The sequence below is a fragment of the Kitasatospora sp. NPDC001660 genome, assembly GCF_053596725.1.
The window spans coordinates 1-20,742 of record NZ_JBSFGU010000021.1 but is presented as its reverse complement, the minus strand read 5'-3'; the positions used below and the strand labels follow the sequence as shown (position 1 = coordinate 20,742).

Sequence of the window (20,742 nt, the reverse complement as noted above, 5' to 3'; positions counted from 1 at the left end):
GATCATCCGGCAAGCCCGATCCGAGCCGCCTGGAGCACTCCCCCGATGACCGAGCCCGCGACCGCCCCCACCACCACCAGGACGCTCTGGGCCCGGCGGATCACCGACGGCGTCGAGCCGAAGAACGTGATCATCGTGCTGCTGCCGCTGCTCGGCGGCCTGCGCTACGGCTGGAAGGGCATCGCCTGGGCGGCCTTCGCCGCGCTGTTCGCGGCCGTCATCCCGACCTTGTTCATCCAGCGCGGCATGCGCAAGGGCACTGTCGGGGACCGGCACGTCGGGCACCGGCAGCGCCGGCTGACGGTCCTGCCGTTCATCATGGGCTCGGTCGCGGTCAGCTTCGCGGCGATGCTCTGGCTCGACGCCCCGGCCGACCTGACGGCCCTGGTGGCGGCGATGTTCGCCTCACTGATCCCGATCCTGGTGATCACCGTGTGGTGGAAGGTCTCCGTGCACACCGCCGTCACCAGCGGCGCGGTGGTCTGCCTGGCGATCGCGCTCGGCCCGTGGTGGCTGCTGCTCTACCCGCTGGTCGCGGTCGTCGGCTGGTCCCGGACGGTGCTGCGGGACCACACCACCGCGCAGACGGTCGTCGGCACGGTGGTGGGCGCCCTCACCGCCGGGCTCACGTTCTGGGCGGCCCGGTGAGCAGCCGGTAGTCAGCGGATCGGCACCCCCGAGATCGCCCGGGCGATCACCAGCCGCTGGATCTCACTGGTCCCCTCGAAGATCGAGTAGATCGCGCTGTCCCGGTGCATGCGCTCGACCGGGTACTCCCGGGTGAAGCCGTTGCCGCCGAGGATCTGCATCGCCTGCGCGGTGACCCACTTGGCCGTCTCGCCCGCGTACAGCTTGGACATCGAGCCCTCGGCCGCGGTGAACGGCTGGTTGTTGACGGCCATCCAGGAGGCCCGCCACACCAGCAGCCGGGCCGCGTCGATCCGGGTCCGCATGTCGGCCAGCTGGAAAGCGACGCCCTGGTTGTCGATGATCGGACGGCCGAACTGCTCGCGCGTCTTCGCATAGTCCAGCGCGACCTCGTACGCGGCCCGCGCGATGCCGATCGCCTGCGCGCCGACGGCCGGGCGGGAGGCCTCGAAGGTGGCCATGGCCGCGTTGCCCCTGCCGCTCCTGCGGACGCCCTCGCGGGCCCGGGCCAGCCGCTCGTCCAGTTTCTCCTTGCCGCCGAGCAGGCAGCTGCCGGGCACCCGGACGTCGTCCAGGACGACCTCGGCGGTGTGCGAGGCGCGGATGCCGTGCTTCTTGAACTTCTGGCCCTGGCTCAGCCCCGGGGTGCCCGGCGGGACGACGAAGGACGCGTGGCCCCGGGCGCCGAGCTCCGCGTCGACGGTGGCGACGACGACGTGGACGGCGGCGATCCCGCCGTTGGTGGCCCAGGTCTTGGTGCCGCTCAGCACCCACTCGTCCTTGGCCTCGTCATAGACGGCGCGGGTGCGCAGCGCGGAGACGTCGGAGCCGGCGTCCGGCTCGGAGGAGCAGAACGCGGCCACCTTGACGTCGTCCGGGGTACCGAACATCTGCGGGGTCCAGGTGCCGATCTGCTCGTCGGTGCCGTTGGCGAGCACGGCGACGGCGGCCAGGGTGGTGCCGACGATGGACAGACCGATGCCGGCGTCGCCCCAGAACAGCTCCTCCATGACGATCGGGATGCCGACGCCGGAGGGGTCGAAGTACTGCTGGGCGTAGAAGTCGAGCGAGTAGATGCCGAGCTTGGCGGCCTCCTGGATGATCGGCCAGGGGGTCTCCTCGCGCTCGTCCCACTCGGCGGCGGCGGGTCGGACGACATCGGCGGCGAAGCCGTGCAGCCAGTCGCGCACGGCGAGCTGGTCCGCACCCGGATCCATCGAGAACGTGCTGCTCATGGTGCTTGCCTCCGAAGAAGGGGTACGGCCGACCGGGGTGTTACCTCGGGTAACATCGTCGGAGTCTGCTACTGATTGGTAACCGGTGTCAACGCCCAGGGCGGGCGCGGACGCCCAGCCCACCCCCGTATCCGAGGAGCAGCGCATGTCCCGAGAGCCCCGCCGCGAGCAGCTGCTCAACGCCGCCGACCGGGTCGTCCAGCGGGAGGGCCCGGGCGCGAGCATGAACGCCATCGCCGCCGAGGCCGGCATCACCAAGCCCATCCTCTACCGGCACTTCGGCGACCGGAACGGCCTGATCCGGGCCCTGACCGAGCGTCACACCAGCGGCCTGCTGGCCGCCGTCCGGGCCGCGCTCGCCGAGCCGCTGGAGCGCCGCGACCGGGTCGAGCACGTGCTGGACACCTACCTGGCCGGCATCGAGGCCCGCCCGCAGGTCTACCGGCTGCTCACCCACCCCGAACCCGGCGACCCGACCGGCGCGGGCAACGCGCTCGCCCCCGCGCTGCGGCAGATCGCCGAGGAGATCACCCGGGCCGTGCAGAGCCAGGTCGACCTCGGCGCCGACCGCGACCTGCTCGCCGAGGCCTGGGGCCGGGGCATCACCGGCATGGTGCTGGCGGCCGGCGACTGGTGGCTGGAGTCCAGGCCGTGCTCGCGCACCCGCATGGTCCAGGCCCTCGCCGACCTGCTGTGGGGCCGCCTCGCCGCCGCCGCGGACCTGCCGACCGCCGCCCTGCCGACCACGCCCGCCGGACCGGCCGGGGCGAACGGCGCCGTCTGACCCCTTGTGCCGCCCACGGCGCCGCGGGCATCATCGGGCCCCACCCACCGCCGTGCGAGGTCCGAATGCGCCTGCGCCGCACCGCCGTTGCCATCCTGCTCGCCACCACCGCCGCCCTGGCCGACGCCCCCGGCGCCTCGGCCCATGAGGCCCATGAGGCCCATGATGTCCCGGCGGCCCCGGCGGCCCGTTTCCCGACCGGCACCGCCACCGGCCCGGACGGCCGCACCGCGCTCACCGACGCCCACGGCCGCCACCTCAGGCTGCGCGGCTTCAACCTCGACAAGTACGCCGAGACCACCGAGGCGGACGTCAAATCCCTCGCCGCGCAGGGCTTCACGCTGATCCGCGTGGCGGTCTCCTGGAACAGGCTGGAGCCCGAACGCGGCCGCCTCGACCCGGCCGAACTGAGCCGCCTGCACCGGCTCCTCGGCTGGGCCGACCGGTACGGCGTGCTCGCCCTCGTCGACTTCCACCAGGACGTCTACGGGCCGGCGTTCGGCGGCGGCGACCGCGGCATCCCGCGCTGGGCCACCCGGGACGACGGCCTGCCGTTCACCCCCGACCCGGACGACTGGTTCGCCGGCTACTTCCAGCCCGCCGTCCAGGCCGCCTTCCGCCACCTCTACGACGACCCCGACCTGCGCGCCTGGCAGGCCGACTTCTACACCCGGCTCGCCCGCGAACTGCGCGGCCACCACTCGCTGCTGGGCTACGACCTGTTCAACGAGCCGTTCGGCCCGGTGGACGGCGACCCGGCCGACCCGGCCGTCCTCGCCGCCGCCTCCGCCGCCCTCGAACAGGGCCGGCTCGCCGGCATGTACCGCCGCCTGATCGCCGCGATCCGCCGAGTCGACCGCCGCGCCTGGCTGTTCGTCGAACCGACGGTCCTGGTCGGCCAGGGCGTGCCCACGCGACTGCCCGGCTTCGACGACCCCCGCCCCGGTGCGCCCCGGCTCGGCTACGCGCCGCACTTCTACGACACCGCCGTCGAGAACGGCGCCGACTGGGACCCGTCCGACGGCTTCGTCGAGCACTACACCGCCGCGATCACCGCCTACCCGGCCGCCCACCGACTGCCCGTCCTGGTCGGCGAGTGGGGGCCGCCCGACTCCCGCACCCCGGGCAACACCCGGCTCGTCCAGCGGCAGGTCGCGGCGATGGACGGCTTCGCCGAGGGCTGGACGATGTGGTACTGGTGCCGCGGCACCGGCGGCTACTGCGCGCTCGATCCGGCCGGGCGGCCCGCCCCCGGCGACGGGCCCGCGTTCGGCCCCTACCCGGCGGCCGTCGCCGGAACGGACGTGCACACCGACGCCGGCGGCGGCACCGTCCGCTGGAGCGCGGACGGCACCGGGCGCAGCAGCGAACTCGTCCTGCCGCCCGCCGCGTTCCCGCGCGGCGCACAGGTCTCCGTCTCCCCCGCCGGCGCCCGGGTCGAGGTCGAGCAGCCCGCGGGCGGGCGCGCGGGAACAGTACGGATCCGGCTCCCGCACGCCCGCCCGGGCACCCCGGTGACGGTCGCGCTCACCTCGAAGTGACGAGGGCCCCGAAGTGACCACCCCGGGGTGATCAGGGCCCCGGGGTGATCAGGCCAGCCCCCGGCGCGCCAGCAGCGGCCCGGTCTCCGGCGCGCGGCCGACCACCGCGCGGAACGAGTCCAGCGGGTCCCGGCTGAACCCGCGCGACAGCAGCTCGCGCCGGAACACCTCGCCGCTCTCCCGCACCGGGCGGCCGTTCTCCCCGAACCACCGCGCGGTGTCGGCGTCCAGCACCTCCGACCAGATGTACGCGTAGTACCCGGCGCTGTAGCCGCCCGAGAAGACGTGCTGGAAGTAGGCCGACCGGTAGCGCGGCGGGATCGCCGGCACCGCGATCCCGGCCGCCGCCAGCGCCTGCGCCTCGAACTCCTCGGCGTCGGCGATCTCCCGGCCCTCCGGCACCGTGTGCCAGGCCCAGTCCAGCAGCGTCGCCGCCAGGTACTCCACCGTCCGGAAGCCCTGGCCGAAGCCCTCGGCCGCGGCCATCCGCTCGACCAGCTCCGCCGGCAGCGGCTCCCCGGTCGCGTGGTGGCGCGCGTAGTTGGCCAGCACCTCCGGCCGGACCATCCACATCTCGTTGACCTGCGACGGGAACTCGACGAAGTCCCGGGGCACCGCGGTGCCCGCGAACAGCGGGAAGCGCACGTCCGAGAACAGCCCGTGCAGCGCGTGCCCGAACTCGTGGAAGAGGATGCGCACCTCGTCCCAGGTCAGCAGCACCGGCTCGCCCGGCGCCGACTTCGGGACGTTCAGGTTGTTCATCACCACCGCCCGCCGGCCGGTCAGCGCGGACTGCGACACCAGCTCGTCCATCCACGCGCCGCCGCGCTTGGACGCGCGGGCGTGGAAGTCCCCGACGAACAGGCCCAGCGGGGTGCCGTCCTCCTCGGACACCTCGAAGACCCGGGCGTCCGGGTGGTAGGCCGTCAGGTCCGGCCGCTCGGTGAAGCCCAGCCCGTACGCCAGCCCGGCGGCGAAGAACACGCCGTCGCGCAGCACCCGCTCCAGCTCGAAGTACGGGCGCAGCGCGGCCGCGTCGACGCGGTACGAGCCCTGCCTGACCTTCTCCGAGTAGTACGCCCAGTCGTGCGCGGCGATCTCCTCGATCCCGTCGGCCGCGGCCAGCTCGGCCAGCTCGGCGGCCTCCCGGCGGGCGATGGCCACCGCCGGCTCCACCAGGCGGGCCAGCAGGCCGTCCACCGCCTCGACCGAGCCGGCGGTCTCGTCGGCCACCACGTACGCGGCGTGGGTCGGGTGGCCGAGCAGCCGGGCCCGCTCGGCCCGCAGCCCGGCCATCCGGATCGCCAGCGGGCCGTTGACGTCCGCGGCCCGGCCGAGCGAGGCGGCGAGAAGGCGCTCGCGCACCGACCGGTCGGTCAGCAGTGCCAGTTCGGGCTGGCCCGAGGTGCTCCGCAGGCTGAGCACGTACTTCCCGTCGTGGCCGAGCACCCGGGCGTTCTCCGCGGCCGCGGCGACCTCGTCGGCGGACAGCCCGTCCAGCTCCCCGGCGGAGTCCAGGACCAGCGCGGCGGCCTTGGTGGCGGCGTTCACGTTCTGCTGGAACGTCGTGGCGAGGGCGGCGAGTTCGGCGTTCAGCTCGCGCAGCCGCTCCTGCTCGGCCGCGCCCAGCCGGGCGCCGGAGCGGACGAACGCGGTGTGCCGGCGCTCCAGCAGCCGCAGCGACTCCGGGTCCAGGCCCAGCTCGGCGCGGCGCCCGTACAGCTCCTCGATCCGGGCGAACAGGGCGCGGTCCAGGTGGATCGCGTCGTGGTGCGCGGCCAGCAGCGGGCTCACCTTGGCGTCCACCTCGTCGACCAGGTCGCTGGTGTCCGAGGCCACCTGGTTGCGGAAGACCGCGTCCACCCGGCGCAGCACCTCGCCGGAACGCTCCAGGGCCACCAGCGTGTTGGCGAAGGTCGGCGGCTGCGGATCGGCCGTGATCGCGGCGATCTCGGCCAGCTGCCCGGCCATCCCGTGCTCGTAGGCGGGCAGGTAGTGCTCGTCCCGGATCTCGGCGAAGGGAGGCAGTTCGAAGACCAGGGTGCTGGGCTTGAAGAACGGGTTCTCGGTCATTTCACGGACCATACGCCGTGTCCCCCGCGCTGCCTACGCGTCCCTTGCCGCGTCGTCCCCCGTTGTCGGACCCACCGGCTACCGTCGACCCCGGACCCTCGCGGACCCTCGCGGACCCTCACGGATCCGCACACGAGCACCCGAACCCGCACACCAGCCCGCGCACCGAGAGGAGGAGCCCCCGTGGCCCCCAGAACCGCCCTGGTCCCCGACCCGCACGGCCCCGGCGGCCGGCTCCAGCCGCTCGACGACGCCGGCGCGCCGCTCGGCCCGCCCGAACCGGTCCCCGACCTCGCCGCCGCGGTCGCCGCCCGGGAGGCCGCCGGAGGCGCTCGTCAGCCGGGGCCCCGATGGGTCTGGGCCGCCGCCGACAGCGCCTACGCCCCGCTGCTGCCCCGGCTGCCCGACCGGCTCGGCCGCTGCCACGACCTGCGGCTCGTCGAGGCCCTCCTGCTCGCGCACGAGGGCCGCTTCGGCGCGCCCCGCTCGCTCGGCGCCGCCTGGTCCCGGCTGCGCGGCCTGCCCGTACCGGACGACCTCCCGGAGCCGGGCTCGGCCGAGTCCGACGACGGACAGGACACCCTCTTCGCCCCCGACCGGCTCCAACTGCCGCCCGGCGCCGACCCGCTGGCCGCGGTCGTCGCCGTCCACGCCGAGCAGCAACGCCGGCTCGCCGCGATCGCCGACCCGGCCGCCCGCCACCGGTTCCGCCTGCTGGTCGCCGCCGAGTCCGCCGGCGCCCTGGTCGCCGCCGAGATGACCCACGACGGACTGCCCTGGCGCGCCGACGTCCACGACCACCTGCTGACCGAGCTGCTCGGCCCCCGCCCGACCGTCCCCGGCACCCAGCCCAAGCTGCTCGCCGACCTCGCCGCCGAACTCCAGCAGGCCCTCGGCGGGCGCCCGTTCAACCCCGACTCGCACACCCAGGTGCTGCGCGCCTTCGCCGACCAGGGCATCCACCTGGGCTCCACCCGCTCCTGGGAGCTCAAGGACGTCGACCACCCGGCCGCCCGGCTGCTCATCCGCTACAAGGAGCTGTCCCGGATCCACGCCGCCCACGGCTGGGCCTGGCAGGACGCCTGGGCCCGCGGCGGCCGGTTCCGGCCCGAGTACGTGGTCGGCGGCGTGGTCTCCGGCCGCTGGGCCAGCCGCGGCGGCGGCGCCCTGCAGATCCCGCGCATCCTGCGCCGCGCCGTCGTCGCCGACCCGGGCTGGCTGCTCGTCGTCGCCGACGCCGCACAGCTGGAACCGCGGGTGCTCGCCGCGCTCTCCCAGGACGCCGGCCTCGCCCGCACCGCCGCCGGCGGCGACCTCTACGAGGCCCTCGCCGCCAGCGCCTTCCGCGGCGACCGCGACAAGGCCAAGCTCGGCCTGCTCGGCGCCATGTACGGGCAGACCAGCGGCGACATCGGCCCGCTGCTCACCACCCTGCGCCACCGCTACCCCGCCGCGATGGGCTACGTCGAGGCCGCCGCCCGCACCGGCGAGGACGGCGGCGTGGTCGCCTCCCGGCTCGGCCGGGTCTGCCCGCCCGCCTCCGCCGACTTCCTCGACCTCACCGAGGCGCCCGACACCGCTGGCGAGGCCGGCGGCCGCCGGGCCCGCGCCCGCGGCCGCTTCACCCGCAACTTCGTCATCCAGGCCAGCGCCGCCGACTGGGCCCTCGCCCTGCTCGCGGCGCTGCGCCGGCGGCTGAACGCCCTGCCCGCGGCCGTCCCAGCGGACCGCCCGCACCTGGTGTTCTTCCAGCACGACGAAGTCGTCGTGCACACCCCGGCCAACCTCGCCGACGAGGTCGCCGCCGCCGTCGCCGAGGCCGCCGACGAGGCCCGGCTGCTGGTGTTCGGCGACACCCCGGTCCGCTTCCCGCTCACCACCGCCGTCGTCGACTGCTACGCCGACGCCAAATGACCGCCCCGCCGAGCAGCCGCTACAGCTTGCGGAAGGCGCGCGCCTCCTCGGCCGCCGCGACCACCTCGGCCAGCCCCGCCCCGGTCGAGGCGGTCACCACGGCGGCCACCGCGCCCTCCACGAACGGCGCGTCCACCAGCCGCACGCCCGGGCGCGGATCGTCCTCCAGCACGGTCACGGCGGTCAGCACCGAGCTGCCGAGGTCGGGCAGCACGACGACGCCCGCACCGCCGTCCGCCTCGCCGATCGCCCGCGCGATCAGGTCGTAGCTCGTGCCGAGCCCGCCGTCCTCCGTCCCGGCCGCGACCGCCACCCGCACCCCGTCCGGGGCCAGTTCCCCGAGCAGCTCCCGCAGCCCGGCGGCGAGTCGGGCACTGTGCGAGACCAGGACGACACCCACGTGTTCGGTCATGCCCCCGACCCTACGACCCGGCCCGCTGCTCCGGGAGGTGACGGGGATCGCGCGTGTCGCACCCCGTGCCGACCACCCCCGTCCGGCGTAGCGTCGGGGCAGCAGCGTCCACGGCGGTGACGGCCTCACCAGGCGCCCTCACCAGCGTCCTGACCAAGGGAGCGAAGAGCGTTGAAGAAGCTGATCAACACCCCGGAGAGCGTCCTGGAGGACGCGCTGGCCGGATTCGCCGCCGCCCACCCCGAGTTGACGGTGGACATCCCGAACCGGGTGGTCACCCGGGCCGGTCGCCCCGGCGCGCCGAAGGTCGCGCTGATCTCCGGCGGCGGCTCCGGCCACGAACCGCTGCACGCCGGCTTCGTCGGCCCCGGCATGCTCGACGCCGCCTGTCCCGGCGAGGTGTTCACCTCCCCGGTGCCCGACCAGATGCTCGCCGCCGCCAAGGCCGTCGACTCCGGCGCGGGCGTCGTCTTCGTCGTCAAGAACTACACCGGCGACGTCATGAACTTCGAGCTCGCCGCCGAGGAGGGCGTCGAGGTCCGCACCGTCCTGGTCAACGACGACGTCGCGGTCGAGGACTCCACGTGGACGGCCGGCCGCCGCGGCACCGGCGCGACCGTCATCGTCGAGAAGACCGCCGGCGCCCTGGCCGAACGCGGCGCCCCGCTCGACGACGTCGCCGCGCTCGGCGAGCGCGTCAACGCCGCCTCCCGCTCCTTCGCGATCGCGCTCACCGCCGCGACCGTCCCGGCCGTCGGCAAGCCCGGCTTCGACCTTCCCGAGGACGAGATCGAGGTCGGCGTCGGCATCCACGGCGAACCCGGCCGCCGCCGCGAGAAGCTGCGCCCGGCCCGCGACCTGGCCGCCGAGGTGGTCCGGACGATCCTCGCCGACCACCACCTCACCCCGGGCGACGAGGTCATCGCCCTGCTGGGCGGCCTCGGCGGCACGCCCCTGCTGGAGCTGTACGTCGTCTACGGCGAGGTCGCCGCCCGGCTCGCCGAGCGCGGCATCACGGTGGCCCGCAGCCTCGTCGGCAACTACGTCACCAGCCTCGACATGGCGGGCTTCTCGCTCACCCTCACCAAGGCCGACGGACAGCTGCTGGAACTCTGGGACGCCCCGGTCGACACCCCCGCCCTCAAGCGGGCCTGAGCGAGGAGACACACGTGGACTTCGACACCCCGCTGGCCGAGGCCTGGATCCGCGCGGTCGCCGCCGCCGTCGAGAAGGAGCAGGGCCGGCTCACCGAACTGGACTCCGCGATCGGCGACGGCGACCACGGCAGCAACCTCCAGCGCGGATTCGCCGCCGCCCTCGCCGCGCTCGACGGCCTCCGGCCGGCCGGCCCCGGCGCGGTGCTCACCAAGACCGGCACCACGCTGATCTCCAAGGTCGGCGGCGCCTCCGGCCCCCTCTACGGCAAGGCCTTCCGCGCGATCGGCGCCGCCCTGCCCGGGCCCGCGGGCCCGGCCGCCCTCGCCGAGGCCCTCGCGGCCGGCCTCGACGCCGTCCGCGCCCTCGGCAAGGCGGAACCCGGCGACAAGACCATCGTCGACGCCTACACCCCGGCCGTGGCCGCCTTCCACACCTCCGCCGCTGCGGGCATCACCCTCCCCGAGGCCGCCGCAGCAGCAGCCGACGCCGCCGAACAGGGCGCCACCGACACCATCCCCCTCCAAGCCCGCAAGGGCCGCGCCTCCTACCTCGGCGAACGCAGCAAGGGCCACCAGGACCCGGGCGCCACCTCCACGGCCCTCATCTTCCGCGCCCTGGCCGACGTCACGGCCGGTTAGGGCCAGGGCCACCGCTCCCTACCTCGCGCAGTTCCCCGGCCCCGAAAGGGGCGCGGGGAGCTGCGCGCATCGGAAGGCTCCCCCGTCACCTCGTCCCCAAGCGCCCCCGCGCCCTCACCCGTCCGTCCGACCAGCAGCTCGCCCGGCTTCAGCGTGAGCGCGGCGATCACCGGGACGACGGTCATCAGCGGCGCGAGGTAGCGCTCCTTGCCGGAGAGCAGGTCGGCCAGCCCGACGACGACGATCGCGGCGAACGCGGGGGTGGCCCGCCGCCAGAGCGGGACGTCCTGGAGGTCCGTGGCCAGCAGGGCATCGCGCTGCCGGTCCGACGGCAGCCCGGCGGCGGTGGGGGCCGCGGGCGACTGGGAGCGGCGGATCGGGAACACATATCGAACATAACGGACGATCAAGACAGCCACCCACCCGCCCACCCCGGCTCGGCCCACCACCCCCGCCGACCCGCCGGGGACTCGGCCGAAGCACACCGAAATGCCCTATTTGTCATACAGTACGACCAAGGCAGCCGCACAGATCAAGGTCATGACCGGTGTCCGGATACCGCAACACCTCGCGCTTCTCCACCCCCGGCCGGGCCCGCGACCCGCAGTCGCTGCACCGGCTGCGGGTCGCGGGCCCGGCCGTGATCTCCTTGGGTGGACTGCTGTGGCCGAGGATGCCGGTCCGCCCGGAACGAGCGGCGCCGATCCCGGCCCAGTTCCCGTCCGCCCCGGCGTGAGCCGCCCGGACGGCCATGCGATCCGCGTCACCACACCCCTCCGGGAGATACCCTGGAGGGGTATGGTGTCACCAGACCAGGAACCCGGGCGCCGCCCGGGGCCGCACACGATTTCCCGGAGGCCCGGATGTCCAGCACCATCACCTACACCGTGACCGGCATGAGCTGCGGCCACTGCGAGAACGCGATCAGCGAGGAGCTCTCCTCCCTGGCCGGTGTCACCGAGGTGGCCGCCGATGCCAAGGCCGGCACCGTGACCGTCTCCTCTGCCGCCCCGTTGGACGACGAGCAGGTCCGCGCCGCCGTCGACGAGGCCGGCTACGAGCTGGTCGGCCGCAGCGCCTGAGTCCGTCCGGCACGACGGGCCCGGGCGGCGGGCCCGCCATCCGTCTTCTGAGGAGCTGAGCATGAGCAAGCGCAGCGAGCTCATCAACGAGAGGTGCGCGTCGCGCGAAGTGCCTGCCGAGCGCGGCGAGGTGGGTGCATGAGCACCACCGCACCCGGGATGGAGGGCGCGACCGGTACCGGGGAACCGGACCGGGTCGAGCTCTCGATCGGCGGGATGACCTGCGCCTCCTGCGCGGCCCGGATCGAGAAGAAGCTCAACCGGATGGACGGCGTCGAGGCCACCGTCAACTTCGCCACCGAGAAGGCCCGGGTCGACTACGGCCCCGGCGTCTCGGTCGAGGACCTGATCGCCACCGTGGAGCGCACCGGCTACTCCGCCGAGCTCCCGCCGCCCCCGGCCGCCCCCGCCCCCTGGCCGGCCGACGCCACCGCCGCGCCCGAGCAGCCCGCCGACCCCCTGCTCGACCGGTTGCTGATCGGCACCGTCCTCAGCATCCCCGTGGTGATGCTGTCGATGGTCCCCGCCCTGCAGTTCACCAACTGGCAGTGGCTGGCCTTCGCCCTGACCGGCCCGGTCGTCGTGTACGGCGGCCTGCCGTTCCACCGAGCCGCCTGGACGAACCTCAAGCACGGCGCCGCGACCATGGACACCCTGGTCTCGCTCGGCACCCTGGCCGCCTTCGGCTGGTCGTTCTGGGCGCTGTTCTGGGGCCACGCCGGGATGCCGGGGATGCGGCACGAGTTCTCGCTGTCGATCGGCGACACCGACGCCTCGTCCACCCTGTACCTGGAGACGGCCGCCGCCGTCACCGTGCTGATCCTGCTCGGCCGCCACCTGGAGGCCCGCTCCAAGCGCCGGGCCGGGGCCGCCCTGCACGCCCTGCTGGACCTCGGTGCCAAGGACGTGTCGGTGCTCGTCGAAGGGGGCGGGCGCGAATCGCCCTCGGGCAAGGGTGGTGGTGAGCCGGGGGTACCCCCGGCCGAAGGCCGGGGGAGGGCGGGCGGGCACGAGGTGCGCCTCCCGATCGCCGAACTCGCCGTCGGCACCCGGTTCGTGGTCCGTCCCGGGGAGAAGATCGCCACCGACGGCGTGGTGGTCGAGGGCGCGTCGGCCGTGGACGCGTCGATGCTCACCGGCGAGTCCGTCCCGGTCGAGGTCTCCGTCGGCGACGCCGTCACGGGCGCCACCGTCAACGCGGGCGGCCGGCTCGTGGTCGAGGCGACCCGGGTCGGCGCGGACACCCAGCTCTCCCGGATGGCCAAGCTGGTGGAGGAGGCGCAGAACGGCAAGGCCGCCGCCCAGCGCCTCGCCGACCGGATCTCCGCCGTCTTCGTCCCGGTCGTCGTCCTGATCGCGCTCACCACCCTGGTCGGCCGGCTCCTCGCCACCGACAGCCCCACCGCGGCGTTCACGGCCGCCGTCGCCGTGCTGATCATCGCCTGCCCGTGCGCCCTCGGCCTCGCCACCCCGACCGCCCTCATGGTCGGCACCGGCCGCGGCGCCCAGCTCGGCATCCTGATCAAGGGCCCGGAAGTGCTGGAGACGACCCGCCGGGTCGACACCATCGTCCTCGACAAGACCGGCACCGTCACCACCGGCCGGATGACCCTGCTCGCGGTGCACACCGCCGACGGCGTCACCGAGACCGAGGCGCTGCGCCTGGCCGGCGCCGTCGAGCACGCCTCCGAGCACCCGATCGCCGCTGCCATCGCCGCCGCCGCGGCCGAGCGGACGGGCGAACTGCCGCCCGTCGAGGGCTTCGAGAACGTCCCGGGCCTCGGCGTCCAGGGCGTCGTGGCCGGCCACACCGTGGTCGCCGGCCGCGAGGCGCTCCTCGCGGACCGCTCCCAGCTCCTGCCCGAGCGCCTCGCCGAGGCCAAGCGGACCGCCGAGGCCGCCGGCCGGAGCGCGATCGCGGTCGGCTGGGACGGCGCCGCACGGGCCGTCCTGGAGGTCGCCGACGCGGTCAGGCCGACCAGCGCCGAGGCCGTCGCCGAGCTGCGCGCCCTGGGCCTGCGCCCGGTGCTGCTCACCGGCGACAACCGGGCCGTGGCCGAGGCGGTCGCCGCCGAGGTCGGCATCGCCCCCGCGGACGTGATCGCCGAGGTGCTGCCCGAGGACAAGGTCGCCACCGTCGAGCGCCTCCAGGCCGAGGGCCGCTCGGTCGCCATGGTCGGCGACGGGGTCAACGACGCCGCCGCGCTCGCCCGCGCGGACCTCGGCCTCGCGATGGGCACCGGCACCGACGCCGCCATCGAGGCGAGCGACCTCACCCTGGTCCGCGGCGATCTGCGCTCCGCGGCCGACGCCATCCGGCTCTCCCGGCGGACCCTGGGCACCATCCGGGGCAACCTGTTCTGGGCCTTCGGCTACAACGTGGCCGCGATCCCGCTGGCCGCCGCCGGACTGCTCAGCCCGATGATCGCGGGCGCCGCGATGGCCTTCTCCTCGGTCTTCGTCGTCACCAACAGCCTCCGGCTGCGCCATTTCAAGGCGGCCTGACAGCCGCCTGACAGCCGTCCGCCGGCCGCCTGACGGCCCCGAGACGGCCGTGGGCCCGAACCGCTCGTCGCGGTCCGGGCCCACGGCCGTACGGGCTCAACGCCCGAGCAGCTCACCGCCGTTGCAGTGCAGGATCTCGCCGGTGATGAACCCGGCCTCGGGCGAGGCGAGGAAGTACACGGCCCCCGCGACCTCCCCCGTCTCCCCGATCCGGCCGAGCAGCGTGCGCGCCGCCCGACGGGCCACCTCGGCCTCGTCCAGCCGCGGCCCGAAGAACTCGGTGCCCGCCACCGTGCCCGGGGCGATGATGTTCGCGGTGATGCCCGAGGTGCCCAACTGGGCGGCCAGGAAGTGGTTCCAGGCGTGCAGCGAGGCCTTCGCCGCACCGTAGGAGCCGGCCCCGCGCAGGGCGGCGATCGAGCTGACCGTGACGACCCGGCCGGAGCCCGGGGTGAGCCGGTCCCGGATCGACTCGGTGAGCAGCACGACGGTCAGCACGTTGCGCTCGAAGTCCCCGCGCCAACGGGCCAGCAGCGCGTGCGGGCCGCCGCCGATCACGGTCTCGCGGCTGCCGGCGTTGTTCACCAGCACGTCGATCCGCTCGGGCAGTTCGGCGAGCGCGGCCTCGACGGCGTCCGGGTCGGCGAGGTCACAGACCAGCGGGGTGACGTTGGGCCCGAGCCCGGCCGCGGACTTCTCCAGCACCTCCCGGCGGCGGCCGACGATCACGACCCGTTCGCCCGCCTCGGCGAACCGCCGCGCCACTTCGAACCCGATTCCCGTGCCACCGCCGGTGACTACGACGTTCCTGGCCATCTGCGCACTCCCTCCCCAGTTCCGCCGCCACGCTGCGAGGGTGCGGGGCGGTCCGTACCGGAATGCCACGATTCCTATCACGCTCGGTTGCCGTGACTGCGGGGAGGGTGACGTCGCCCACGCCGGAACGTGTGATATGGGCCCGGCACCACGCGCACACAGAGCGTGGCGAGAGGCAGCTCACACCCCTCGGGCGTAACTTCTCGCACCCTGATACGTCTTAGGTTGGTAGTGCGGCAGTTTTCCGAGGGACGGAGACGCGACGAACGGCAACGCGTCCCCGCACCTCCAGTGCCGCCGACGGGGCTCCGGCGGGCCCCGGGTCGGCCGTCGACTCGACGGCCTTCGCGCACGGCGCCGGGGTTGTGGCGGGCCAGGGACGCTTTGAGCGGCCGTCCCGGGCTGCGGCCGGCCCCGGAGTCGTGCGTCGTACGATCCCGTCCGCGCACGGGGGATCCGACGGGTCCCACCGCGCAGGGACACACGAGGGCCCGGCCGCACACGTGCGGCCGGGCCCTTCGGGGTTGTGCGTCAGCGGTCGCCGAGGGCGACGTAGTCGCGGATCGCGGTGCCCGTGTAGATCTGACGCGGACGGCCGATGCGGCTCGTCGGGTCGTTGATCATCTCGTGCCAGTGGGCGATCCAGCCCGGCAGCCGGCCGAGGGCGAACAGCACGGTGAACATGCTGGTCGGGAAGCCCATGGCGCGGTAGATCAGGCCCGTGTAGAAGTCCACGTTCGGGTAGAGCTTGCGCGAGATGAAGAAGTCGTCCTTGAGGGCGTGCTCCTCCAGCTTGAGCGCGATCTCCAGCAGCTGGTCCTGCTTGCCCAGCTGGCCGAGGACCTCGTGCGCCAGCAGCTTGACCTGCGCGGCGCGCGGGTCGAAGGCCTTGTAGACGCGGTGGCCGAAGCCCATCAGCTTGACGCCGGCCTCGCGGTTCTTGACCTTCGTGATGAAGGCGTCGACGTCGCCGCCGTCCTTCTGGATGCTCTCCAGCATCTCCAGCACGGCCTGGTTGGCGCCGCCGTGCAGCGGGCCCCAGAGCGCCGAGATGCCGGCCGAGATCGAGGCGAACAGGTTGGCGTGGCTGGAGCCGACCAGGCGCACGGTGGAGGTGGAGCAGTTCTGCTCGTGGTCCGCGTGCAGGATGAGCAGCTTGTCCAGCGCGTTCACGACGACCGGGTTGAGCTCGTAGTCCTCGGCCGGGACCGCGAAGGTCATCCGGAGGAGGTTCTCGACGTAGCTCAGGTCGTTGCGCGGGTAGACGAAGGGCTGGCCCATCGCCTTCTTGTACGCGTAGGCCGCGATGGTGGGCAGCTTGGCGAGCAGGCGCACGGTCGACAGGTGGCGCTGGGCCGCGTCGAACGGGTTGTGGCTCTCCGGGTAGAACGTGGAGAGCGCGCCGACCACCGAGGACAGCATGGCCATCGGGTGGGCGTCCCGCGGGAAGCCCTGGAAGAACCGCTTGACGTCCTCGTGCAGGAGCGTGTGCTGGGTGATCTCGCGGTTGAACTCGGCCAGCTGGTCCGCCGTGGGCAGCTCGCCGTTGATCAGGAGGTACGCGGTCTCGATGAAGCCGCCCTGCGCCGCGAGCTGCTCGATCGGGTAGCCGCGGTACCGCAGGATGCCGTTGTCGCCGTCCACGAAGGTGATCGCGGACTTGTAGGCGGCGGTGTTGCCGAAGCCGTTGTCCAGGGTGACCAGGCCGGTCTGCGGGAGCAGCTTCGAGATGTCGAAGCCGGCGTTGCCCGCAGTGCTCTCGACGACGGGGTACTCGTACTCGCCGTCCTGGTACCGCAGTACTACCGAGTTGTCGCTCACGTCTTCCTCACCGACGAAATGAATCCTCTTCCAAGGTGCCCACTGTCTCTACCATCCCCCATCTGGAGGACAGTCGCGCACCCGGGGTGGCCCGAAAGGGCCCTCCCCTACAAAACCTGCCGCCGCAGCCGGTACGAACCGGACAAGATCGACGCCATCCTAGGCTCTGCCGTAAATCTCTTCACGTCAAGAGAACATTAGAGGCAACCATCCTGCTGGATAATCATCCAGTAGCAAGTCGATGATCGAGTGCGGCATGCCTCCGACCTGCACTGACGGCCCGAACGGCCTGCGCGATCGCTTTCCGTGACCCCACCAGCACCACCAGTTTCCGCGCCCTGGTCACGGCGGTGTACAAGAGGTTTCGCTGGAGCATCATCCAGGCGGACATGGTGACCGGAATCACCACCACCGGATACTCGCTGCCCTGCGAGCGGTGGATCGTCACCGCGTACGCGTGGGCCAGCTCGTCCAGCTCGTCGAAGTCGTAGGGCACCTCCTCGTCCTCGTCGGTGAGCACCGTCAACCGCTGGTCGTCCACGCTGAGAGCGGTCACCACTCCCACTGTGCCGTTGAAGACGCCGTTCCGCCCCTTGTCGTAGTTGTTGCGGACCTGCGTGACCTTGTCCCCCACCCGGAACGTCCGCCCGCCGAACCGCCGCTCCGCCAGCCCCTCCCGGGCCGGCGTCACCGCCGCCTGCAACAGCGTGTTCAGGTTCCCCGCGCCGGCCGGCCCCCGGTGCATCGGCGCCAGCACCTGGACGTCCCGCCGCGGATCGAAGCCGAACTTCTGCGGGATGCGCCGCGCCACCACGTCCACCGTCAGACCCGCCGCCCGCTCCGCGTCGTCCTCCGCGAACAGGAAGAAGTCCGGCAGACCGTCCGTCAGCGGCGGCTTCCCCTCGTTGATCCGGTGCGCGTTGGTCACCACGCCCGACTGCTGCGCCTGCCGGAAGATCCGGGTCAGCCGCACCGACGGGATCGGCCCGCCGTCCGCCAGCATGTCCCGCAGCACCTCCCCCGCCCCCACCGACGGCAGCTGGTCCACGTCCCCCACGAACAGCAGGTGCGCCCCCGGCGGCACCGCCTTGACCAGCTTGTTCGCCAGGATCAGGTCCAGCATCGAGGCCTCGTCGACCACCACCAGGTCCGCGTCCAGCGGCCGGTCCCGGTCGTACGCGGCGTCCCCGCCCGGCTTCAGCTCCAGCAGCCGGTGCACCGTCGAGGCCTCCGCCCCGGTCAGCTCCGCGAGCCGCTTCGCCGCCCGACCGGTCGGCGCCGCCAGCACGACCTTCGCCCGCTTCGCCAGCGCCAGCGTCACGATCGACTTCACCGTGAACGACTTGCCGCAGCCCGGGCCACCCGTCAGCACCGCGACCCTCTCCGTCAGCGCCAGCCGCACCGCCTGCTCCTGCTCCGGCGCCAGCTCCGCCCCCGTCCGCTTCGCCAGCCACTCCAGCGCCACCGGCCAGTCCACGCCGGCGAACCACGGCATCCGGTCCGAGTCCGCACGCAGCAGCCGCAGCAACTGGTTGGCCAGCGAGACCTCCGCCCGGTGGAACGGCACCAGGTACACCGCGGTGATCGGCCGGCCGCCCTCCCCCGGCACCGACTCCCGCACCACCCCCTCCAGCGCCACCAGCTCGGCCAGGCAGTCGATCACCAGCCCCACGTCCACCTGGAGCAGCTTCACGCCGTCCGCGATCAGCCGCTCCTCGGGCAGGTAGCAGTGCCCCTGGTCGCTGCTCTGCGACAGCGCGTACTGCAGTCCCGCCTTCACCCGCTCCGGGCTGTCGTGCGGGATCCCCACCGCCTGCGCGATCCGGTCCGCCGTCAGGAACCCGATGCCCCACACGTCCGCGGCCAGCCGGTACGGCTCGTTCTTCACGACGCCGATCGAACCGTCCCCGTACTGCTTGTAGATGCGCACGGCCAGCGAGGTCGACACCCCGACCCCCTGCAGGAAGACCATCACCTCCTTGATGGCCTTCTGCTCCTCCCAGGCCGCCGCGATCTTCTTCGTCCGCTTCGGCCCCAGCCCCGGCACCTCGATCAGCCGGCCCGGCTCGTTCTCGATCACCTCCAGGGTGTCCACCCCGAACCGCTCCACGATCCGCTCCGCGAACCGCGGGCCGATCCCCTTGATCAACCCCGAGCCCAGGTACCGCTGGATGCCCTGGATCGTGGCCGGCAGCACCGTCGTGTAGTTCTCCACCACGAACTGCCGCCCGTACTGCGGGTGCGAACCCCACCGCCCGTGCAGCCGCAGCGACTCCCCGACCTGCGCCCCCAGCAACGCCCCCACCACGGTCAGCAGGTCGTTCCCGCCACGGCCGGTGTCCACCCGGGCCACCGTGTACCCGGTGTCCTCGTTGGCGTACGTGATCCGCTCCAGCACCCCCTCCACCTGAGCGAGCTGGCGCTGCGCGGGTTCCTGTCCCGCCTGCGGCTGCCTGGCCACCGGGACCCCCTTCGACCGGTACGGGCGGACCTTTCCGCTACGCACCGTACCGCCCCGGTCGGACACCTCCGGACCGCCCGTGGAGGGCCTCCGTCCGCCCTGGTCACAGCCCGCCTGCCGTGCGGCCCACCGGTGCAGGTGCCAGGCTGGGAGTGACAGGGGGGTCACCCATCGCACCCGCGCCCGCACGGGCCCCGTCCGAGGAGCAGAGCCCGTCATGCTCACCACCGACTACCGCCCCGGCGCCCCCGTCTGGCTCGACCTCGGCAGCCCCGACACCCAGGCCTCCGTGGACTTCTACACCGCCCTGTTCGGCTGGTCCTTCGACTCGGCGGGGCCCGAGGCCGGCGGCTACGGCTTCTTCCAGGTCAACAGCCGGACGGTCGCCGCCCTCGGCCCGCTCGTCGAGGAGGGCGCCCTGCCCAGCTGGACGGTGTACTTCGCCACCCCCGACGCCGACCGCACCACCGCACTCGTCCAACAGGCGGGCGGACGCGTCCGGTTCGCCCCGTTCGACGTCTTCACGGCGGGCCGGATGGCCGGCTACACCGACCCGACCGGCGCCGACTTCGCCGTCTGGCAGCCGCACGACACCCGCGGCCTGGACGTGGTCACCGAGGAGGGCAGCCTCTGCTGGACCGAGTGCTACAGCGTCGACGCCGAACGCGCGAAGTCCTTCTACCGCACGGTCTTCGGCTGGCAGGAGCAGGACGTCCCGCTGGGCGAGGTCCTCTACACCGTCCTCACCCCGGCCGGCGGCGGCACCGACGACGCCCACGGCGGCATCATGCAGCTCGGCCCCGAACACACCGCCCGCGGCACCGCCTCGCACTGGCTCCCCTACTTCGAGGTCCCCAACGTCGACGCGAGCCTCGCCATCGCGAGCACCCTCGGGGCGACCGTCCGGATCCCCGCCATGGACGTCCACGGCGTGGGCCGGCTCGCCCAGCTGCTGGACCCGCACGGAGCCGTGTTCGCCGTCATCACCAGCGCCAAGCCCGGCGAGTGACGCGGGATCACCCCGAGAAGGGCCGTGAAGGGGTGCTACGGGCGTAGACAGGGGGTGGCGCGGGAGACGGAACCTCTTAATCTCTGATCATGACCGAAACGACCGTTCTGACGATCCGCCGGGTGACGGAGGACGATCTGCCGGCGATCGTGGCGATGCTCGCCGACGACCCGCTGGGCGCGACGCGCGAGAGCCCCGACGACCTCACCCCCTACCGCACCGCCCTCGCCCGCATCGCCGGCGACCCGCACCAGCACCTGGTCGTCGCCGAGCGCGCCGGCCGGGTCGTCGGCACCCTCCAGCTGACGCTCGTCCCGGGCCTCTCCCGGAAGGGTTCCACCCGCGCGATCATCGAGGGCGTCCGCATCCATGCCGACGAACGCGGGAGCGGCCTCGGCACCGAGCTGATCGAGTGGGCGATCGAGCGCTCGCGCAAACTCGGCGCCGACCTCATCCAGCTCACCTCGGACGCCACCCGCACCGACGCCCACCGGTTCTACGAGCGGCTCGGCTTCGTGCGGTCGCACTACGGCTTCAAGTACCGGCTCTGAAAAGGTCCGGAAACGCGAAGAACCCCCATCCGGAATCCGGATGGGGGTTCTTCAGAAGAATTGTTCGGCGGCGTCCTACTCTCCCACAGGGTCC

Annotated in this window: 18 protein-coding genes; 11 read left to right on the top strand and 7 right to left on the bottom strand. The window is 73.4% G+C overall.

The features are described from left to right. The first annotated feature begins 45 nt into the window (after positions 1-45). Positions 46-648, top strand: coding sequence for a hypothetical protein (locus ACWCXH_RS22525; RefSeq protein ID WP_449803234.1), 603 nt, complete (start codon positions 46-48; stop codon positions 646-648). An 11-nt stretch (positions 649-659) separates the two neighbouring features. Here ACWCXH_RS22525 and ACWCXH_RS22520 read toward each other — a convergent pair whose 3' ends face one another. After that, positions 660-1,883 carry an acyl-CoA dehydrogenase family protein gene (locus ACWCXH_RS22520; RefSeq protein ID WP_449803233.1) on the bottom strand — a complete coding sequence of 408 codons (1,224 nt, stop codon included), beginning with the start codon at positions 1,881-1,883 and terminating at the stop codon, positions 660-662. 145 nt (positions 1,884-2,028) lie between these two features. On the opposite strand from ACWCXH_RS22520, the gene ACWCXH_RS22515 reads away from it, so the two are divergent. Beyond that, complete coding sequence (locus tag ACWCXH_RS22515) at positions 2,029-2,667, top strand: TetR family transcriptional regulator (RefSeq protein WP_449803232.1); 639 nt, start codon at positions 2,029-2,031, stop codon at positions 2,665-2,667. A 65-nt stretch (positions 2,668-2,732) separates the two neighbouring features. Continuing rightward, positions 2,733-4,208, top strand: a complete 1,476-nt coding sequence (locus ACWCXH_RS22510; protein WP_449803231.1) for a cellulase family glycosylhydrolase — start codon at positions 2,733-2,735, stop codon at positions 4,206-4,208. A gap of 48 nt (positions 4,209-4,256) precedes the next feature. Here ACWCXH_RS22510 and ACWCXH_RS22505 read toward each other — a convergent pair whose 3' ends face one another. Continuing rightward, positions 4,257-6,281, bottom strand: coding sequence for a M3 family metallopeptidase (locus tag ACWCXH_RS22505; protein WP_449803230.1), 2,025 nt, complete (start codon positions 6,279-6,281; stop codon positions 4,257-4,259). Between the two features lie 183 nt (positions 6,282-6,464). On the opposite strand from ACWCXH_RS22505, the gene ACWCXH_RS22500 reads away from it, so the two are divergent. Next, positions 6,465-8,195, top strand: coding sequence for a bifunctional 3'-5' exonuclease/DNA polymerase (locus ACWCXH_RS22500; RefSeq protein WP_449803229.1), 1,731 nt, complete (start codon positions 6,465-6,467; stop codon positions 8,193-8,195). A 19-nt stretch (positions 8,196-8,214) separates the two neighbouring features. On the opposite strand, the gene dhaM is transcribed toward ACWCXH_RS22500, so the two are convergent. Then, positions 8,215-8,607, bottom strand: a complete 393-nt coding sequence (gene dhaM, locus ACWCXH_RS22495) for a dihydroxyacetone kinase phosphoryl donor subunit DhaM (protein ID WP_449803228.1) — start codon at positions 8,605-8,607, stop codon at positions 8,215-8,217. A gap of 171 nt (positions 8,608-8,778) precedes the next feature. Here dhaM and dhaK point away from each other — a divergent pair, with 171 nt between their 5' ends. Next, a complete protein-coding gene (dhaK, locus tag ACWCXH_RS22490; protein ID WP_449803227.1) occupies positions 8,779-9,762 on the top strand; it encodes a dihydroxyacetone kinase subunit DhaK in 984 nt (327 codons plus the stop codon). A gap of 14 nt (positions 9,763-9,776) precedes the next feature. Then, positions 9,777-10,403, top strand: coding sequence for a dihydroxyacetone kinase subunit DhaL (gene dhaL, locus ACWCXH_RS22485; protein WP_449803226.1), 627 nt, complete (start codon positions 9,777-9,779; stop codon positions 10,401-10,403). On the opposite strand, the gene ACWCXH_RS22480 is transcribed toward dhaL, so the two are convergent. Next, entirely contained in the window at positions 10,400-10,789 is a 390-nt protein-coding gene (locus ACWCXH_RS22480) for a hypothetical protein (RefSeq protein ID WP_449803225.1), read from the bottom strand. The two genes, dhaL and ACWCXH_RS22480, sit on opposite strands and share 4 nt — an antisense overlap. A gap of 161 nt (positions 10,790-10,950) precedes the next feature. On the opposite strand from ACWCXH_RS22480, the gene ACWCXH_RS22475 reads away from it, so the two are divergent. The 3 genes from ACWCXH_RS22475 to ACWCXH_RS22465 all read left to right on the top strand — a co-directional run bounded on the left by ACWCXH_RS22475 (position 10,951) and on the right by ACWCXH_RS22465 (position 13,990). Then, the gene (locus ACWCXH_RS22475) at positions 10,951-11,139 is read left to right on the top strand and encodes a hypothetical protein (RefSeq protein WP_449803224.1); all 189 of its coding nucleotides are present in this window, start codon (positions 10,951-10,953) and stop codon (positions 11,137-11,139) included. 127 nt (positions 11,140-11,266) lie between these two features. Further along, on the top strand, positions 11,267-11,485 hold the full coding sequence (locus tag ACWCXH_RS22470; protein ID WP_449803223.1) for a heavy-metal-associated domain-containing protein: 219 nt from the start codon (positions 11,267-11,269) through the stop codon (positions 11,483-11,485). Positions 11,486-11,623: 138 nt separating this feature from the next. Beyond that, positions 11,624-13,990 carry a heavy metal translocating P-type ATPase gene (locus tag ACWCXH_RS22465; RefSeq protein ID WP_449803222.1) on the top strand — a complete coding sequence of 789 codons (2,367 nt, stop codon included), beginning with the start codon at positions 11,624-11,626 and terminating at the stop codon, positions 13,988-13,990. Between the two features lie 96 nt (positions 13,991-14,086). On the opposite strand, the gene ACWCXH_RS22460 is transcribed toward ACWCXH_RS22465, so the two are convergent. From ACWCXH_RS22460 to recD2, 3 genes are all read right to left on the bottom strand, one after another. Beyond that, complete coding sequence (locus ACWCXH_RS22460) at positions 14,087-14,806, bottom strand: SDR family NAD(P)-dependent oxidoreductase (protein ID WP_449803221.1); 720 nt, start codon at positions 14,804-14,806, stop codon at positions 14,087-14,089. 531 nt (positions 14,807-15,337) lie between these two features. Beyond that, positions 15,338-16,627: a citrate synthase gene (locus ACWCXH_RS22455; protein WP_449803220.1), complete on the bottom strand. Its 1,290-nt coding sequence runs from the start codon at positions 16,625-16,627 to the stop codon at positions 15,338-15,340. 223 nt (positions 16,628-16,850) lie between these two features. Next, positions 16,851-19,088, bottom strand: coding sequence for an SF1B family DNA helicase RecD2 (gene recD2 / locus ACWCXH_RS22450; protein ID WP_449803219.1), 2,238 nt, complete (start codon positions 19,086-19,088; stop codon positions 16,851-16,853). A 217-nt stretch (positions 19,089-19,305) separates the two neighbouring features. Here recD2 and ACWCXH_RS22445 point away from each other — a divergent pair, with 217 nt between their 5' ends. Continuing rightward, positions 19,306-20,097, top strand: coding sequence for a VOC family protein (locus ACWCXH_RS22445; protein WP_449803218.1), 792 nt, complete (start codon positions 19,306-19,308; stop codon positions 20,095-20,097). 89 nt (positions 20,098-20,186) lie between these two features. Then, positions 20,187-20,648 (top strand): N-acetyltransferase family protein, encoded by a 462-nt coding sequence (locus ACWCXH_RS22440; protein ID WP_449803217.1) that lies wholly within the window; start codon positions 20,187-20,189, stop codon positions 20,646-20,648. The last annotated feature ends 94 nt before the right edge of the window (positions 20,649-20,742 follow it).

Bases quoted from the DNA above. Each gene is read 5' to 3' on its own strand.
- ACWCXH_RS22525 (WP_449803234.1), top strand. From the start codon at position 46: ATGACCGAGCCCGCGACCGCCCCCACCACCACCAGGACGCTCTGGGCC.
- ACWCXH_RS22520 (WP_449803233.1), bottom strand. From the start codon at position 1,883: ATGAGCAGCACGTTCTCGATGGATCCGGGTGCGGACCAGCTCGCCGTG.
- ACWCXH_RS22515 (WP_449803232.1), top strand. From the start codon at position 2,029: ATGTCCCGAGAGCCCCGCCGCGAGCAGCTGCTCAACGCCGCCGACCGG.
- ACWCXH_RS22510 (WP_449803231.1), top strand. From the start codon at position 2,733: ATGCGCCTGCGCCGCACCGCCGTTGCCATCCTGCTCGCCACCACCGCC.
- ACWCXH_RS22505 (WP_449803230.1), bottom strand. From the start codon at position 6,281: ATGACCGAGAACCCGTTCTTCAAGCCCAGCACCCTGGTCTTCGAACTG.
- dhaM (WP_449803228.1), bottom strand. From the start codon at position 8,607: ATGACCGAACACGTGGGTGTCGTCCTGGTCTCGCACAGTGCCCGACTC.
- ACWCXH_RS22470 (WP_449803223.1), top strand. From the start codon at position 11,267: ATGTCCAGCACCATCACCTACACCGTGACCGGCATGAGCTGCGGCCAC.
- ACWCXH_RS22465 (WP_449803222.1), top strand. From the start codon at position 11,624: ATGAGCACCACCGCACCCGGGATGGAGGGCGCGACCGGTACCGGGGAA.
- ACWCXH_RS22460 (WP_449803221.1), bottom strand. From the start codon at position 14,806: ATGGCCAGGAACGTCGTAGTCACCGGCGGTGGCACGGGAATCGGGTTC.
- ACWCXH_RS22445 (WP_449803218.1), top strand. From the start codon at position 19,306: ATGCTCACCACCGACTACCGCCCCGGCGCCCCCGTCTGGCTCGACCTC.
- ACWCXH_RS22440 (WP_449803217.1), top strand. From the start codon at position 20,187: ATGACCGAAACGACCGTTCTGACGATCCGCCGGGTGACGGAGGACGAT.